The sequence below is a fragment of the Niastella populi genome, from assembly GCF_002078015.1.
Classification (GTDB): Bacteria; Bacteroidota; Bacteroidia; order Chitinophagales; family Chitinophagaceae; genus Niastella; species Niastella populi.
Genome location: NZ_LWBP01000194.1, coordinates 15,903 through 33,495 on the forward strand (window position 1 = coordinate 15,903; position 17,593 = coordinate 33,495).

Annotated in this window: 12 protein-coding genes; 7 read left to right on the forward strand and 5 right to left on the reverse strand. The window is 47.4% G+C overall.

The genetic code is table 11. The features are described 5' to 3' along the window. Positions 1 to 127: 127 nt before the first annotated feature. The 4 genes from A4R26_RS20415 to A4R26_RS20430 all read right to left on the reverse strand — a co-directional run bounded on the left by A4R26_RS20415 (position 128) and on the right by A4R26_RS20430 (position 5,626). Positions 128 to 1,132: a FecR family protein gene (locus A4R26_RS20415; RefSeq protein WP_081167586.1), complete on the reverse strand. Its 1,005-nt coding sequence runs from the start codon at positions 1,130 to 1,132 to the stop codon at positions 128 to 130. Between the two features lie 161 nt (positions 1,133 to 1,293). After that, entirely contained in the window at positions 1,294 to 1,851 is a 558-nt protein-coding gene (locus tag A4R26_RS20420) for a GNAT family N-acetyltransferase (RefSeq protein ID WP_165760349.1), read from the reverse strand. A gap of 167 nt (positions 1,852 to 2,018) precedes the next feature. Further along, complete coding sequence (locus A4R26_RS20425; protein WP_081167589.1) at positions 2,019 to 4,730, reverse strand: TonB-dependent receptor; 2,712 nt, start codon at positions 4,728 to 4,730, stop codon at positions 2,019 to 2,021. A gap of 278 nt (positions 4,731 to 5,008) precedes the next feature. Beyond that, on the reverse strand, positions 5,009 to 5,626 hold the full coding sequence (locus A4R26_RS20430) for an RNA polymerase sigma factor (RefSeq protein ID WP_081167593.1): 618 nt from the start codon (positions 5,624 to 5,626) through the stop codon (positions 5,009 to 5,011). Positions 5,627 to 6,061: 435 nt separating this feature from the next. On the opposite strand from A4R26_RS20430, the gene A4R26_RS20440 reads away from it, so the two are divergent. From A4R26_RS20440 to A4R26_RS20470, 7 genes are all read left to right on the forward strand, one after another. Further along, positions 6,062 to 6,334, forward strand: coding sequence for a MoaD/ThiS family protein (locus A4R26_RS20440; protein ID WP_081167600.1), 273 nt, complete (start codon positions 6,062 to 6,064; stop codon positions 6,332 to 6,334). 156 nt (positions 6,335 to 6,490) lie between these two features. Next, positions 6,491 to 7,573, forward strand: a complete 1,083-nt coding sequence (locus A4R26_RS20445; RefSeq protein WP_081167604.1) for a WD40/YVTN/BNR-like repeat-containing protein — start codon at positions 6,491 to 6,493, stop codon at positions 7,571 to 7,573. Positions 7,574 to 7,894: 321 nt separating this feature from the next. Next, positions 7,895 to 9,121, forward strand: a complete 1,227-nt coding sequence (locus tag A4R26_RS20450; RefSeq protein WP_081167607.1) for a FecR family protein — start codon at positions 7,895 to 7,897, stop codon at positions 9,119 to 9,121. Positions 9,122 to 9,612: 491 nt separating this feature from the next. Further along, positions 9,613 to 13,041: a SusC/RagA family TonB-linked outer membrane protein gene (locus A4R26_RS20455; RefSeq protein WP_081167611.1), complete on the forward strand. Its 3,429-nt coding sequence runs from the start codon at positions 9,613 to 9,615 to the stop codon at positions 13,039 to 13,041. Positions 13,042 to 13,225: 184 nt separating this feature from the next. Beyond that, complete coding sequence (locus A4R26_RS20460; RefSeq protein WP_081167614.1) at positions 13,226 to 14,836, forward strand: SusD/RagB family nutrient-binding outer membrane lipoprotein; 1,611 nt, start codon at positions 13,226 to 13,228, stop codon at positions 14,834 to 14,836. Between the two features lie 543 nt (positions 14,837 to 15,379). Continuing rightward, positions 15,380 to 15,973, forward strand: a complete 594-nt coding sequence (locus tag A4R26_RS20465) for an RNA polymerase sigma factor (RefSeq protein WP_081167616.1) — start codon at positions 15,380 to 15,382, stop codon at positions 15,971 to 15,973. Positions 15,974 to 16,026: 53 nt separating this feature from the next. Beyond that, positions 16,027 to 16,677: an HD domain-containing protein gene (locus tag A4R26_RS20470; RefSeq protein ID WP_081167618.1), complete on the forward strand. Its 651-nt coding sequence runs from the start codon at positions 16,027 to 16,029 to the stop codon at positions 16,675 to 16,677. A gap of 111 nt (positions 16,678 to 16,788) precedes the next feature. On the opposite strand, the gene surE is transcribed toward A4R26_RS20470, so the two are convergent. Continuing rightward, entirely contained in the window at positions 16,789 to 17,532 is a 744-nt protein-coding gene (gene surE, locus A4R26_RS20475) for a 5'/3'-nucleotidase SurE (RefSeq protein ID WP_081167620.1), read from the reverse strand. Between the last annotated feature and the right edge of the window lie 61 nt (positions 17,533 to 17,593).

Consider the following 17,593-nt stretch of genomic DNA (forward strand, 5'->3'; position numbering starts at 1 on the left):
CTCAGAAAACAGAACGACAAAAAAACAGGCAAGGTTATGCGCTTTTGGCCTTCCGCGTTTAGCTTTTGGCCTTCCGCATTCCACCTTTAGCCTTCTGCCTTTAGCTTTCAGCCTTCAGCCTTCAGCTCTATTCAATAATAATCTGATTTCCCTCCTTTGTAATTTTTGTTTTGAACAGTTCCCCCAGCACACTCAGCATCACCTGTTCATTTTTCAACTCAAGCGTACCCGAAAACGTTTGTTTACCGAGGCTATCGTTGCGTACGATAAAGTCGTATCCATAATATGCCTGCAGTGTTTCACATACCTCTTTTACCGTAGTGTTCTCAAAACGGTATTTATGATCCATCCATGCGGTGAACAGACCGGGTTTGGCCACACGGGTAATTATTTTCCCCTGTGCTGCATCATAATAGCAATAATCGTTGGGCTGCATGATGGTTTCAGAGTGGGCGCCCGGAATGCTGAACCTTACCTTGCCTTCGCGTAACATCACTGTAGTGAAATGATTGATGCTTTTTACGTTGAACTCAGTGCCCAGCACTTCTATTTCTGCATTTTCGGCATGCACTTTAAAGGGCAGCGCTTTCCCATCATTTTCAATATGGCGAACCTTGAAAAACACCTCACCTGTGATCAACACCTCCCGAATTCCGCCAAAACGGCTTTTACTATACCTTACAGATGAATTGGCATTCAATACAACTTCTGTACTATCAGGCAACCAGGCCGTTTTAATAGCTGCATAGGGTGTAGAAATATAGGTATATGACGGTTTTCTTACATAATACAGTACCGCAGCACCGGTCAACAGACCCGCGACCACCGCGGCCGCTTTTATCCACCGGCCTGTAAACGACCTTATTTTGGCCGGGGCCGGTTGTGCCGTTGCAATCGTACGATCTATCCGTTGTTTCAGGTTCACATAAAATTCTTCCGCAACTGTTTCCTTCTTAAAATCAAGGGAACGGATCATATCAATCGCTTTCTGTGCTGCTTCTCTTTTATCAGGATTGGCTTTCATCCATACGGTCCAGCTCTGGTTAGCCGGCGCACCGGGGTTCAACACCCAATTGATAAATGATTCATCCCGAAGAAAATCATTTACTTCGTATTGTTTGTATTTGTCCATTTTTGTTTCTTAAGAATGCTGTCGTTTCCTCCGACAAACAAAGTAACAGTTTATGGTTTGTGGTTTATGGTTTGTAGTTGCTGCCGCGCTTTCAGCCTTTTGGCAACTTGTAGGAAAGCCCGAAATGAATGAACTACAAACAACAAACCATAAACTACAAACTAACTATTCCATTTCCAAACAACTATGCTCCACGCTTCTCCATCCGGTGCATGATACTGGTGGATCGACTCAAACCCAACCCGTTTATGCGCATTTATCGATCGCTGGTTCCTGATCGCGATCTCCGTGATGGCAAACTCATATTTGTCTTTAAAATAATTCCTGTACGCTGAATACATTGCATCGAGTATGCCCCTGCCCCGGTAGCCCCCGGCCACACAAACCTGTCCCACCACCATATACCGGTAAGCGGCGATCTTTTTATGTTCAAATTCCACCTGCTCAAACATCTCGAACATCGGCATCAGAATAGGTATATCGAATCTCGAGTGTACCGTCATGGCCAGCAGGTAGCCCACCACGCGGTCGTCCTCTTTGGCTATCACATGCGCCTCGATATCGTTCATTTTCTTCAGGTCTTCAAAACTGTGCGATACGGTTACAAAACCCTGTGCCGCTATCTGCTCCGCCGAAAGGCCGGCCGCCAGATTTTGTTTTTGCAATGCCAGGATCTGCTGAAGGTCAGTGTCGGTTGTTGCTCTTGTATATAATATCATAATAAATACGCTGAAAGCTCAAGGCTAAAAGCCGAAGGCCAAATACAAAATGCAGGATTTACCTACCGCTTTTCTACCGAAACCTCGCGAAAACGAAAACAGGAACCATTTACGAAACCCGCGAGTAAGCGTTCTGCCTTTAGCCTTAAGCCTTCTGCGTCTTAAAACTACAATTTAAAATTAAGCGTTGCCAAAAAGGTGGTACCTAATTGGCTAAAATGTGATCCGTCGTAGGTAACCATGCTGTACCTGCCGTTGAAAGTAATAGCATTCACATTCTTTTTCACCAGGGCGGCATCGCTCAAAACGGCGTCGCCATTACTGTTCAGTGCTTTCAACTTCCATTCGGGTGTTATATTGAATATGTTATTAACTGCAATCGAAGCATTTATCCGGCTGCTGAACTGGTAGGCGATGTTCACATCGGTAACCGCTTTTGTCAGGAACTCGAGTTGCAGGTTTTTATCGAGCCCGTCGTTGCGGAATTTGGTTGGACCGTACAACGTATTATTCAGGAAAAAATTCCATTTGTTTAAAGTAAGGTCACCGGCCAGCACTGCCTTGAATTTTGGGCGGCTGGTAAGCAACAGCGCTTCCTGAATGTAGTCAAAGGTTGATTGTCCGGCATCACCGATCAGTTTGGGATTGGTAATACTGCCATCGAGCTCGTTCGATAAAGTATAGTTACCGGCCAGGTTGATCGTCAGTTTTCCGGTGGTGCCCACAGCAATATTCTTATAATTAGCTACCACATCTATACCTTCTGTGCTGGTACGGATACCATTGGTAAAGAAGCTCACGCCTACGATGCCATTGTTGCGCAATACGTCATCCAGTTCGGTATTTCCTGCCGCCGTATTGGTGATGTTTGAGCTGAGGATGATACGGTCTTTGATATCGATGTTATAATAGTCAACCGTAAGGCTGAAATTCTTTGTTGGGTTGAACCCAAAGCCGGCCGTGAAATTCACAGATTTCTCAGGCTTCAATGCGGGAACGCCTAACAAATGCGCCTGCGGACTTTTATTACTTACGATCCCTTTTGTTTGAATACCTTGTCCGGGCACAAAGCTCTGTTGCGCGATCTGCAGGTTGATCTGGTGTAAACTGGGCGCCCTGAACCCGGTAGAGATAGAAGAACGCAGGGTAAGTTTATCACCGATCACCTTAGCGCGGCCGCTGAGTTTCCAAACGAATGTGCTCCCGAAATCACTGTAATATTCTTCGCGAACGGTACCGTTTACGAGGAATACTTTTGAGATATCATAATTCACATCGAAATAACCGCCGATATTGAAGCGGTTCACCTTGATGGCGTTCACTTCATTTACCCCGGGAAAAGAATTGGCGCCCTCGCCCGAATACGAAGCGGTATCGCCGGCAAAGATCTGGAAGTTCTCACTGCGGAATTCGCTTCCGAAACCAATGCTCAGTTTATCGGTTACCTCTTTGCTGATGTCGATATTCCCCACCACATGATTGAAGGCATACCCGCCGGGTTTAAAGCGAATGGGGCTTTTTGAACCAAGCGAGTGGTTCACGGTATTTTCTACAGTATACAATTGTTTATTACCGCCGGTGGTAAAGCTGATATCGTGCATCCAGCCGTTCCTTATTGTTTTAAAACCCACGGTGGCGTTATAGTCGTTCAGGTCGCCTTCGAAAGTAGGACCGTAACCCAGGTATTCGGTACCGGCCGGGTGCAGCAGGCCGAAATCCTGTTTCCAATATGGTGTACGGTAGTTGGCAAAACTCTGCACCTTTTTATATACATAAGCCGCATTGGCATAGAAGTTCGTGTTTTCACTGACAGGGATACCTGCATTCACCAGGAATTTGGTGGCCGTACTGGTGGGGGTGCCGCTGATATTTTTGGCATCGGGAAAACGGTCGAGGTAGGCCTGTACTTCCTGCAGGCTGGCACTGGTGCCGGCGCTTAGGTCGTTATTGTCGCCTTCGGCGTCAACATTGCCCGAGCGATTGGTTTTGTTCTCCCGCTGGAAATTGATGGTATAATTGATAAAACCCTTGCCGCCGAAATTGGCGCCGCCATTCAGGCTGGTAAGAACAGAAAAGCCATCGCCCTTATGCGTTATGCCGCTGGCTATTTTGAAATTGGTATAATCGAACCGGTCTTTTAAGATGACGTTCATTACACCGGCAATAGCGTCAGAACCATATTGGGCGGAAGCGCCATCGCGAAGGATCTCTACCCTTTTGATGGCCTCAGTAGGAATGGCAGCCAGATCGGCGCCGGTTTCACCACGGCCGGGAGACGTTTGAATATAAACGAGTGCACTTGGATTCTTTCGTTTTCCGTTGATGAGTATGAGCGTACGGCTGGGACCCATATTCCTGATCTCGTAAGGATCGAGTAAGGAGGTGGCGTCATTCACCGGCGTGTTAACGGTATTGAAAGAAGGAACGCGTAACTGGAGCGCTTTATCGAATGATAACTGGCCCGAGTTCACGAGTTCGGAGGCATTGATATTATCTACAGGTAATGGCGTGGTAGTGAAGGTGCGTTGCGAAGCACGGCTGCCCACGGCAACAACCACTTCGCTCAGATCGGCCACGGCAAACTGCAGCACGATATCTTTTGTAACGGTGCCGTTATCGACTTTTACATTCATAGAATACGGATTGAAACCGACACTGGTTACCAGGATCCTGTAAGTACCGGCAGGTAAAGAAAGGCGGTAGTTACCGGTAGTATCGGTAGACGTACCGCCTTTGTTACCGCCCACAATGATCGAAGCATTGGAGAGCGGTTCACCACTTTCGCTTGTGATGGTACCTTTTAAAATTCCCTGCGCGGTTGCAATTGCGCTCCATAGCAGCAAAACTACCATCGGAATGGCATATGTTAATTTTCTCATGTGACTGATTTAATGATGGTTTTACAATGAAAAGCAAGCTACTCGCATCAAAAGTCACCGCGCGGTTTTAGTTAAGAGGAGGAAGCCGGGGAAATTACCCCATGGGTTTTGATTTTTTTTGGGAGTAAGGGGGGTGTACAGGTTGCAGGGGTATAAACTGGGACCTTATAGATCACAGGAAGAAGTTACCAGATACCTGTTTCCGGGGGCCTTAATTCTATGCCCGCGATTATCTTTTTACAGTGCTTACCCTACCGGGAAACCGGCAACCGGGAACCTTACAAAACCGGCTGGCAACAGTAGATCACAAATAATATACTGCAAACCATATTATCCCTTAAAACAGCGATGGCCCGGCCCATCAGCTTGTAACAGGCTTTTACCGACAGGTTCATATTGCGGGCAATGTCTTCAAAATTCAATCCTTCATAATATCGCAGATAGATAACTTCTTTTTGTTTTGCGGTGAGGGTAAGCAGCACGCTTTCGATCTGCTGCCTGATTTGGCGGTGCTGTTCATTATGCAGAAAAAGCGTTTCGGGCGTGAGCTGCAGTTCGAACCGGTACGACTGCTCATCGCCGGGAGTAAGCGTTTGCAGGCGGTCCTGCCTGTGCAGCCAGTGCAGCAAAGTGGTGCGCAGAGATTTAAACAGGTAACTTTTAACGGAAGAATGAATGTTCAGTTTTTGCCGGTTAGCCCATAACCAAACGAATACATCGTGCAGGCAGTCCTCCACCGCAGGCAGATCGGGAATGAATTTCAGCCCGTACTGGGTCAACTGGCGGATGTATTTATTATAGAGCAGGGTAAAAGCATCATAGTCGCCTGACCGTATCTGAACGATCAGTGACGCATCCTCATGTGTACTATTTGAATCCAAGGGTGTCCGGGTCATGAACTGTGTAAATTACCAGTGAAAATGCAGTGTACAAACTTACCGGTCTGGTAAATAGCCGCCTGTAATTTAACAACAAAATACACTTCACCGACATTTGTAAATTATATATATGAACATTTTCATCGCCTATAATCCAGCTTTGGCCCATCATTTTCCGGTTTAGTCTGTTTTAAAAGAAAGGGCGCAGTCATACTAATGATGAATTACGTAGCTTAGATACAGCTAAACGCTTAACGCAGAACGCTTAACGCCTAAAGCCGCTAAAGGCCGAACGCTTAAGGCTTAACGCCTGCTCGCGACTAACGAGCCACGCCTGCTGATACAGCTTCGCGAGGTTTCAACAAGCAAGGTCTTCTGTTGGCTTTGTATTTCGCCTTCAGCCTTATGCGTTCAGCATTCAGCACTCATGAGGCCCGCAAACAATAGCGATTTATGGCATTGGTAAAATTCACATATGCACTAAAAAGGTTCTTTCCAAAGCTTACCGATACCGAGGCAGGCGGGAAAACACTGCGGGCTGTCATCGATGAAATAGAGGCCCGTTACCCAGGCGTTACGCGGTATGTGTTAGACGACCAGGGCCGCCTGCGCCAGCATGTGAACATCTTTATCGACGGCGTTATGATCAAAGACCGTAATGCGCTTACCGACCCTTTCCGTGATAACAGCGAGATCTATATAATGCAGGCCCTGTCAGGTGGATAGAATATCGAATATCCAATGTCCAATGCAGAAGGCTGAAGGAAATACAGAAGAGCGAAATGGGGGCTGGATTCACTTCGACGTTCAAAATTATACGGTTTTAAATTGTATTCACTTCGACATTCAACTTCTTCTGTTCAACATTCAATATTATTTATAATGAAATCAACACTTCTTTTAGGCACCCGCAAGGGATTTATCGCCTACCGCTTTCAAAACGACCGGTGGAATATAGAGAATGTTTCTTTTGAAGGTGTGCCCATTTCCATTGCCTATGCCGACCCACGTAACGGCACCTGGTGGGCCTGCCAGGATCATGGCCATTGGGGCGTTAAACTGCAACGTTCGAAAGACCGCGGCAAAACCTGGGAAGAAGTGGCCGCGCCGGCGTATCCCGAAGGCGAAGAAGTAAAGGACGGCGTGCCCGCCACTACGCGCTACATGTGGTCCATGGCGCATGGCGGCAATAATCATATATCACGTTTATGGATAGGCACCGACCCCGGTGGTTTATTCCTGAGCGAAGATGAAGGCAACAGCTTTCAACTGGTTGAATCGCTTTGGAAACATCCCACCCGTAAAGAAGGCTGGTTTGGCGGCGGCCGCGATCTGCCCGGGATCCATTCCATTATAGTTGACCCACGCAACGAAGACCATATTCATATCGGCATCAGTTGCGCCGGTGTTTTTGAAACTACCGATGGCGGTAAGAACTGGGCCATTCGCAACAAAGGGTTGAATGCTACTTTTCTGCCCGATCCCAAAGCAGAGGTTGGGCACGACCCGCATATTGTGGTAGCGGCGCCTTCGAACCCCGATGCATTATGGCAGCAGAATCACTGCGGCATTTTTCGCTCTACCGATGGCGCCATGAACTGGCAGGAAGTAAGTGAAGAGGGTGGTCCGGCCCGGTTTGGTTTTGCCATTGCCGTTGCCGACGACAATCCCGACCAGGCATGGGTAGCGCCCGCCGATAGCGACGAAATACGCACAGCCATCGGGGGCTCATTATTTATCAGCCGCACCGATGACGGTGGTAAAACCTGGAAACAATTACGCAAAGGGCTTCCGCAGGAAAATTGTTTTGATATCGTTTACCGCCATGCACTTGTAAGCGCCGGTGAGGCCGTTGCTTTTGGCACCACTACCGGCAACCTGTTCTTCTCCCGCGACCGGGGCGAGAGTTGGGAGGTAATTAATAATTATTTACCGATGATATATTCAGTTCAATTTGTTGACTAAAGAAAATGTTTATGGTTTATAGTTTGTGGTTTATGGTTCATTAAACCCTGTATGCTGATCTTTATGATACCTCCCGATTTTCGGGAATAACAATAAACTATAAACCATAAACTATAAACCAACAACTTCCTCGTATCTCCCATGTTCAACATACTTCCCCATGTAACAGAATGAGCTCATTGAATTGCACTCCCAGCTCAACCTCCCTCCGCTGCAAAATATAATTAGCATGCTTAATCCTGAACCAGTTATGCCTTTCTATAAAAAGGTTATCCACATTCCGTAGGGTGGCACTATCCTTTAGGTACATATATAAGTAGTATGTACAAGCAATCGTTTTTCAGCTTATTGGATAAATACCAGGATGGAACTGCCAGCGCTGCGGAAAAAGCGCTGATAGAAGAATATTATCGCCGGATGGAAATGGCTGGCAGTACCGAACTAACTGCCGAAGAAGAAACCGCTTTAAAAGAAGCGATGTATCAACAGATCTCGGCTAATGTATGGGAGCCCGGCACAAAGGTGATACCCATCAAAAGAAACCGTTACGGTATGGCCGCAGCGGCGGCGGTATTGCTAACGATGATCGGCGCAGGCAGCTATTTCTTCTTGCTGAAGAAACCCGATGCCAGGCCAATGCAGCCGGAAACAGCGAAAACAAAACCGAGAGACCTGCCGCCGGGGCGCGATGCAGCAGTGCTTACACTGGCTGATGGCCGCACTGTTATTCTCGACTCGGCCAGCGGCACCATTTCACAACAGGGCGGCGCAACGGTGATCAATATAAAAGGAATGGTTTCATACTCCTCCCCCTCCACCGGCGGGGGCCGGGCGGAAGCGGCCGTTGTATATAATAAAGTAAGCACAGCGCGCGGCAACCAGTATCAGCTGGTGTTGGCCGACGGGTCGAAAGTATGGCTGAACTCCGCGAGCTCGCTTCGCTTTCCCACCTCATTCACCGGTGACCGGCGCGAAGTGGAACTGGATGGGGAAGGTTATTTCGAGATTGCCAAAAACGCCGCCAAACCATTTCATGTAAAAACACAAACACAGGATGTGGAAGTGCTGGGCACACACTTCAATGTGAATGCATACAGTGATGAAACCTCGGTAAAGACCACGTTGCTTGAAGGATCGGTGAGGGTAAGCCAATCGGCAATCGGTCACACCTTAAAGCGGGAGCAATCGGCAAAGGAGTCCGGGCATTCAGCAGTCTTAAAACCGGGCGAGCAGGCTGTACTGTCGCGAACCCACTCATCACTCACCACTCCCTATTCACCATTCACCATCGACCATTCACCAGATATCGATCAGGTAATGGCATGGAAGAATGGCTGGTTCGAATTCGAAAAAACAGATATCAGAACGATCATGCGCCAGATAAGCAGATGGTACGACGTAGATATCCGGTATGAAACAAAAATAAACGATGAAACATACGGTGGAAGGATCAGCAGAAATTTAAATCTTTCCAGTATTCTTAAGATGTTGGAGAATTACGGTGTTCATTTTAAGCTGGAAGGAAAAACGTTGACAGTAATTAGATAATGTGATGATTCGACAATGTGATAATGCTTACATTTTGTGAACGCCGACTTTAATCGAGCCTCTTGAATTGCGAATTATCACATTATCATATCATCGAATTAATTAAGTGTGGCTCCTTGGACGATTAAGCAAGATACAATTGGCAATAGACAGAAGGTTGCCCCGATTCTTCGGGGGCTGCAAAATTGGTTTTAACAATTGAGAACAGTGCGCATAAATCAACAACAATTCAGGGATATTTAAATGCAGCCTCGAGCCCGAAGTTTTATTGCCAGTTGTTATTGCGAACAGCTAGTGGCGGGTGGGGAATACTTGAAATTCGCGAGCCTGAATGTTATCGGCCGTCACAGAATAAAACAACCACAAACAATAAACTACAAACCATAAACAAAATAAAAAGCCGCTTCGTGGCCAGACGAAACGGCGGATTCAGTAATGATAAATAAAACTGTTGAGGTATCATTTATTCAATCACCAAACCAAACAAAGTTATGCAAATAACTGCTATGATCCGCTTTCGTAGAAATACGGGCAGGTCAACACCCTGGTTAACAAGCCGGGAAAAGCACAAACTGCTTAAGGTCATGAAATTAACCACTGTCCTGTTATTCATCGCTTGCCTGCATGCTGTTGCCCATACCAACGGGCAAACAGTAACGCTGTCGGTGCGGAATGTACCTGTGCAAAAGGTATTCAAAGCCGTATCGCGACAAACAGGCGTATCGATCGTTTACTGTGAAGACTTATTTGAGGGGCTCGATCGCGTTACCATCAACGTGAAGAACGCGCCATTAAAAGACGTGCTGCAGCAATGCCTCACCGGTGCGCCTTTTGAATACAGTGTTCAGGGTAATACCGTTGTTATCAGGAAGCGGTCTGTTATAGAACTGCCCAATATAACCAACACGCCCCCTCCCCCGCCCCCGCCAGCGCCCATCAAAGGTAAAATAGTTGACGAGAAAGGTGAACCGATAGCCGGCGCCAATATTACGGTTAAAGGAACAAAAAAAGGAACCAGTTCCGATCCCGAAGGCATGTTTACCATAGATGCCGACAGAGGCGATGTACTGATCATTTCGAATATCGGTTATGCCAGCCGTGAAATAACCGTTGGCAGCGATAAAAGCCTTACCATAACGCTTATCACCAGTTCACAGCAACTGGGCGAGCTGGTGGTTACCGCCCTTGGTATCCAGCGCCGCCAGAAAAGCCTTACCTATAGCACAACGAAGATCAACAATGCCGAACTTACTACGGTAAAGAACATGAACCCCATCGGCAGCCTGAACGGAAAAGTTGCAGGTTTGCAGATCAACCCCAGTGCATCAGGGGTGGGCGGTTCGGTTCGTGTTATCCTGCGCGGACAAAAATCAACCCGGGAAAACCAACCGTTATACGTGATCGACGGGGTACCGCTTACCAACTTCTCAACCGCTCAACCCGTTAACCTGTGGGGCGAAGCAGGTGGTATCAATACACCCGGCCGTGATGCGGGCGATGTGCTTAGTACACTGAACCCCGAAGATATCGAAAGCATTACCGTGCTGAAAGGCGCCTCCGCCGCCGCCCTCTATGGCAGCCAGGCCGGAAATGGCGTAATTGTCGTTACCACCAAAAAAGGCCGCATGGGAACGGCAAAGGTCGATCTCTCCAGTTCGTTTACAGTTGAACGCCCCATGTACTATCCCGAACTGCAATATGGTTTTAACCAAACCAATAAAGACAATATCTATAGCTGGGGCCCCGCCGGTTCCAACCCCGACCATGTAAAACCCTTTTTCAAAACCGGTAAAACCTTTATCAATACCATAGCTTTCACCGCAGGTAATGAAAAGGCACAAACTTATTTTTCTTATTCAAACACGAACAACAACGGCATTTTGCCAACCAGCGAGTTCAAACAACATACGTTCAACTTCCGCCAAACTTCCAAATTCTTTAACGATAAGCTGAACGTTGACGCCAATATTATCTTCAGCACCCAAAAAACGCATAACCGGGCCACATCGGGTTTATATTACAACGCGCTTACCGGTTTGTATCTCTTCCCGAGAGGTTTGAACTTCGACGAGTATAAGAACTTCGAATACTTCTCGCCTACCCGTAACGTGAACGTACAGAACTGGTGGAATATCAACCACGACAAAGGACTCGGCGGACAGGACAATCAGCAAAATCCCTACTGGGTATTGAACCGTGATGTGAACCTTGGCAAAAAAGACAATCTCTTTGCTTCGTTAACATTGAAGTACCCCATCACCAAATGGCTGAACATCCAGGCCCGGGGAAGCCTTAACCGCAATTACGACAATTACGAATTGCACGCATACGCTTCTACCCAGATCACACTGGCCGACTTTAACGGCCGCTTTACATATGACCGCCTCACCCGTACCCTGCTGTATGGCGATGTAATTCTTAGCGGTAATGTTCCAATTACCGATAAGATCGGTTTCAACTTCAACGCCGGTACCAGCATCAACGATCAAAAGCAGGAGCGCGACTACATCGATTCAAAAGGCGGTGACCTCGCCTATGCCAATATATTTACATTGGGCAACCTGCGCCTCAGCCCGGCACTGATCGTTTCACCAACCGGTATGCGCCGCCAGGTGCAATCGATCTTTGCCACCGGTACGTTCGATTTTGACGAGAAGATCTTCATCGACCTTACCGCGCGCAACGACTGGTCATCTACACTGGCCTATACCCCCAAAGAAAAAAGCGGGTATCCTTATTTCTCCGCCGGTATCAATACCATCGTAAGCGACCTGGTGCAACTGCCGCAATTCATCAACTACAGCAAAGTACGTTTCTCCTTTGCAAAAGTGGGTAACGACGTAGAACCATTCTCAACCAACCCAACCAACGTTATCAGATCGGGCAATGTGGTAACCGTTCAGGAAAGTCCCTACCTGGGCGCTACCCTGAAACCGGAAGATGCCCGCTCGTTTGAGATAGGAACCGAATGGAAATTCCTCAACAACCGCCTTACATTCGATTTCACCTGGTATAAAACCAATACCCGTAACCAGTATTTCGACTTCGCGGCGCCAAGAGGCAGCGGCTTCTCGCGCTTCTTCGTAAATGCAGGTAACATCGAGAACAAAGGGATAGAAATGGTACTGGGTTATGATATACTCCGCAACGGCAATATAAAATGGAACAGCAGTGTAAACTTCACCCGCAACCGCAACAGGATCATCGAGCTGTTACCCGAACTGGGCGGCATGTATGAACTTACTACTGCAGGCGTGAACAGCTATTCGCTCCGCATTCGCGAAGGCGGTTCCTATGGTGATATATACGGACAAACTTTCCTTCGTGCAGCAGATGGTTCAATCGTAGTTGATGATAAAGGAAAACCACAAACCGGCGGCTGGGGTTTCGTTGGCAACCCTAACCCCGATTTCCTCATGGGCTGGAACAATACAGTAGAATATAAAGACTTTGTAATTACGGCGCTTATCGACGGCCGCTTTGGTGGTAAGGTAATGAGCATTACCCAGGCGGTTCTGGATGAATACGGCGTATCGAAAGTAACAGCGGATGCCCGCAATAACGGCGGCGTGCACATGCCTGCCACTATGCTGAATGGTGGTAAATGGAGCGGCGCCTTACCCGCTGAAACTTTTTATACAACCGTAGGTGGTCGTGCAGGTATTTCAGAATATTACATGTACGATGCCACCAACATCAGGTTGCGTGAACTATCAGTCGGTTATAAACTGCCCTCAAAGTCAACAATTATAAAGGATATGCGCCTTTCACTGGTAGCACGCAACCTTTTCTTTATTAAAAAAGAAGCGCCATATGATCCTGAACTGAGCATGAGCACCGGCAACGGCTTACAGGGAATAGATGTATTCTCTCTGCCTGCAACGCGTAGCATGGGATTAAGCTTCAGGTGTTCATTTTAGCTATTAAATATAAAGTAACAGTTTATGGTTTATTGTTGGTGGTTTATTTATTCGGTCATTCATTATTATTCTCAAGCTCGCGAAAGCTGAACAATGGTAATCTCGAATTAGCAGCGAAGCTGCAAGTCGCGGCAGCAACCACAAACAACAAACCACAAACAACAAACTAACTAATAATACCACAATGAACAAACAATATAATTATCTGCTTACTATAGCGACCGTCGCATTACTGGCGACCGGTTGCACAAAGGACTTCAAGGATTACAACAAGAATCCGTATGGCGCAAGCAATGACGACCTGCTGCCCGATTACGGCCTGGTTGTTGGACAATTAAAAGAAGCGCAACGTTCTATTTATGTATACCAGCCGGCATGGGTTACCCAACTGCAGCAGAACCTGATGGGTGATGTGTATAGCGGTTATATGATGCCGCCTACCCCATTCCGTGGCAACAGCAACAACATGAATTACGATTTGGTCGACGGCTGGAACCTGTACGTCATGAGCGCCGCCTATTCCAGTCCCGAAGCCAGCGTTATGGCGCCGTTATCGAGCGTGGAGAACATCACCAAAACCTCAGCGCCCGATCTGTATGCCATGGGCAAAATACTGAAAGTAGAAGCCATGCACCGCGTGAGCGATATCTTCGGTCCCATCATGTATTCGAAATATAAAGTAAGGGCCGAAGACGGCGGTTATGACTACGATTCGCAGCAGGAAGCATACAATAATTTCTTTAAAGACCTGAACGAAGCAATTACCATTCTTACACCGCTTCGTGCAGAAAAATCAACGCCTACATTTACCAATGCCGACATGGTTTACGGCGGCAGTTATGCGAAATGGTTACAATTCGCCAACTCATTGCGTTTGCGCCTCGCTTTACGTATTGTGAAAGCCGATGCGGCCAAAGCAAAAAATGAAGGGGAAGCCGCCCTCGCAAATGTGGGCGGACTGTTAAAAGAAGCCGCCGACAATTTCAGCATCAACATCGGCGCCACCGAACACCCGTTGAACACTATCAGCGGCGCATGGTACGATATTCGCATGGGCGCACCCATTGAATCGATCATGAATGGTTATAAAGACCCGCGCCTTCCAAAATACTTTTTACCTGCAAAAGAAGCAGTTGTTGCCGGCCAGTACAAGGGCATTCGCAACGGGATCGATATCGACGCAAAAAGCAGGTACCAGGACTATTCAGCCCTGGCTGAACTACCCAGCCTGCTGCAGCTGATGCCGGCCGCCGAAGCCTGGTTCCTGAAAGCAGAAGCAGCCCTGCGTGGCTGGACAGGCGCCGGTAACATCCGCGAAAATTATGAAGACGGTATCAAAACTTCATTCGCCCAATATGGCTTACATCCTGACAGCGCGCTCAAATACCTGAATGATGCGGTCAGCAAACCGCTGCCCTATACCGATCCAAAAGCGGTTACACCCGGACAAAACGATATACCCAACGGCTCGCAATGGCTCAGCACCATTACCATTCAATGGGAAGATGCCGACACATTCGAGAAAAAACTCGAAAGGATCATTACCCAGAAATGGATCAGCACGTTTCCTGACGGACAGGAAGCATGGAGCGAGTTTCGCAGAACAGGTTATCCGAAACTGTTCCCTGTTGTGATCAACAACAGCGCCGGCAAAATTTCTACCAATACGTTTATCCGTCGCATTAACCTGCCCCCCGATGAATACCTCACCAATCCGAAAGGCGCCCAGCGCGCAGCAGCTACGTTGGGTGGGCCGGATAACGGGGGAACCAGGTTGTGGTGGGACAGGCCGTGAATTAGTTGACTTGCTGACGAGTTAACTAGTTAACTCGTCAACAAGTTAACCTGCATAAAGAGTCTATGATCAAAGGAGGTTAAGAAAGCAGCACCCCGGCAAAGGAGAAAATTGCAACCTATCCGGCGCCGGGGCAATGCGGGCAAAAAGAGCTTAAAGGGGAGTTCTCTTTTGCTCAGTTGTGAATTTCGATTTTATGCTTCTGTGAAAGCCGGGTGCAAACGAATAAAAGGGTTTGAAGAAGGTCTCTCTTATTCGACGTCCCGGCTTCGCAGAGGCTAAGAGATCTAAGGAGTAAAAGAGTTTGAAGAAGGTCTCTTTTACTCCTTTCTCTTTTTATACTAAACGCTTAGCCAGGCTCCGAAATGCGTTTTCCAGAATAATTTCGAAAAGCCGAAATGCGGAGGGCAGCGTTCTGCGCTAAGCATTCAGCGGCCGTGCTTTTCATATATAAATTATCTGATATCACTTATCTTTTCTTTGCAGTTTTCTGCCCCTGCACTTCCGGGAAGGTTAATTTTGTCTTAACTTTCAGGTAAGAACGTGCAAAATTATCCTATACATACCGACGATCAATTGCTGAAACGGCTCTATCAGAACGATGAAGGGGCGTTCGCCGAAATTTATAACCGGTATTGGAAACCGCTCTACACTTCTGCTCACAATATACTACAGGTAAGGGAAGCCGCACAGGATGCCGTGCAGGAAGTTTTTATATCCCTGTGGAAACGCCGCCAGGATCTTCAGGTTGATGTATTGCAATCGTATCTGCATCAGGCAGTTCGCTTTCAGGTATTTAAAGCCGTCAGGGCCGGGAAAACCGACCAGGATTTTTTCAACAGGCTCTCCCTGATCTCAAAAGACATCCTTATAGAAGACCCCGTATTGTTCAAGGAACTCGAAAGCATTTACCAGCAGCTCATTCAATCGTTACCTCCCGATGAACAGGAGATCTTCCTGCTCCATCGCGATGGCGGGCTCACCTATAAACAGATCGCCGAACAAAAAAATATCTCGGTAAAAACAGTGGAGAAGAAAATGAGCCGCGCGCTGAAGGAAATACGTTATGGAATGGATGATGCCATGCTGGTGGTATTGGTGACTTCGGCTACAATGATGCTTCCACATAATTTCTGATTTAGAGATTTTAGATTTAGAGATTACAATCGCGAAATTTCTATTTTTGCCCAATGAACAAACAACAAATCATTGAAGCAACTATAAAACACGTACAGGACACACTTAAAGACGCCGAAGGCGGGCACGACTGGTGGCATATTCATCGTGTATGGAAAACAGCGCAACTGATCGCCGCCGCAGAACATGCCGATGAACTGGTGGTTTCGCTGGGCGCCCTGCTGCACGACATTGCCGATTCAAAGTTCCATAATGGCGATGAAACGATCGGCCCGCGTATGGCCCGCGAATGGCTGGTATCACTGGGCGTGGAAGAAAGCGTAATAGCCCATGTTGAAAATATAATCACCCACATCTCTTTCAAAGGCGGCAATCACCAGCAGGCTTTTAAATCGAAAGAACTCGATATTGTGCAGGATGCCGACCGCCTCGACGCACTTGGCGCCATTGGTATTGCCCGCGCATTTAATTACGGTGGATTTAAGAACCGGCCCCTGTATGATCCGGCCGTTCCACCCAATCTCGCCATGAACAAGGAACAATACAAGAATAACCAGGCGCCTACCATCAATCATTTTTATGAGAAGTTGCTGTTGTTAAAAGACAGGATGAATACGGAGACGGGGAAAAATTTAGCTATCCAACGGCATGAATTTATGGAAGGTTATCTTAAACAGTTTTATTATGAGTGGAACGCAGAGTAATATTGAATATTGAACCGAAGAATGTTGAATGTCGAAGTAAATACAGTCCCGATCTTAAAATTTGTATTTCACTTCTACATTCAACATTGAGCATTCGACATTCAATATTCTTTACGAAACCGGCTGTTTGATCAGCACTTCCTTCAATCGCCTCTCATCTGTAAGATCGAGCCGAAGCGGTGTAATGCTCACATAATCATTTTCAACGGCATAGCGGTCTGTGCCTTCTTCAGCAGGTTCCAGCGGCGTTACCGTAAACCAGTAATGTTTGCGGCCCATCGGGTCAACACCGGGAACTATTTTGCCATCGTATAAGCGAACCGACTGGCGGGTCCACTGGATGCCCTTCGGTTGTTGAGGGAAGTTTACGTTGTATAAAGCCAGATCGGGATTCTCAAATAATATCGCCAGCGTTTTTTCAACATACGGCGCCAGGGCTTCGAAATCGGGCTCTGTTTTACCTACCGGCGTACTTAATGCAATACCCCTCATGCCTAACAGCACCGCCTGTTTGGCGGCCGCCAGCGTACCGGAATGCCACATGCCATTGCCAAGGTTAGGCCCCATATTTATGCCGGATAAAACAATATCGGTATGCGCGTATAAATGACTGCCCAATGCCACACAATCGGCCGGCGTTCCGTTCACCCGCCAGGCTTCTATTCCATCTCCTTCAAATGCTATGGGCGATTTCTTCAGCGACAATGGACGGGAATGCGTTACGGCATGCCCCATAGAACTTTGTTCAACATCGGGCGCAATTACAGTAACCTTTCCAAAACGAGAAGCTATTCTGGCAAGCGCGGCAATACCCGGACTATAAATTCCGTCGTCGTTCGTGATCAAAATGGTCATAGGTTATCAGTATTGGTTCATTATAAAACAAGGGATTATCATGCCAGCCTGCGTGGTATAA

Excerpts from the sequence above, each read along its gene's own strand:
- A4R26_RS20440 (WP_081167600.1), top strand. The coding sequence starts at position 6,062 with ATGGCATTGGTAAAATTCACATATGCACTAAAAAGGTTCTTTCCAAAG.
- A4R26_RS20455 (WP_081167611.1), top strand. The coding sequence starts at position 9,613 with ATGCAAATAACTGCTATGATCCGCTTTCGTAGAAATACGGGCAGGTCA.
- A4R26_RS20415 (WP_081167586.1), bottom strand. The coding sequence starts at position 1,132 with ATGGACAAATACAAACAATACGAAGTAAATGATTTTCTTCGGGATGAA.
- A4R26_RS20425 (WP_081167589.1), bottom strand. The coding sequence starts at position 4,730 with ATGAGAAAATTAACATATGCCATTCCGATGGTAGTTTTGCTGCTATGG.
- A4R26_RS20445 (WP_081167604.1), top strand. The coding sequence starts at position 6,491 with ATGAAATCAACACTTCTTTTAGGCACCCGCAAGGGATTTATCGCCTAC.
- A4R26_RS20420 (WP_165760349.1), bottom strand. The coding sequence starts at position 1,851 with ATGATATTATATACAAGAGCAACAACCGACACTGACCTTCAGCAGATC.
- A4R26_RS20460 (WP_081167614.1), top strand. The coding sequence starts at position 13,226 with ATGAACAAACAATATAATTATCTGCTTACTATAGCGACCGTCGCATTA.
- A4R26_RS20430 (WP_081167593.1), bottom strand. The coding sequence starts at position 5,626 with ATGACCCGGACACCCTTGGATTCAAATAGTACACATGAGGATGCGTCA.
- A4R26_RS20470 (WP_081167618.1), top strand. The coding sequence starts at position 16,027 with ATGAACAAACAACAAATCATTGAAGCAACTATAAAACACGTACAGGAC.
- A4R26_RS20450 (WP_081167607.1), top strand. The coding sequence starts at position 7,895 with ATGTACAAGCAATCGTTTTTCAGCTTATTGGATAAATACCAGGATGGA.
- surE (WP_081167620.1), bottom strand. The coding sequence starts at position 17,532 with ATGACCATTTTGATCACGAACGACGACGGAATTTATAGTCCGGGTATT.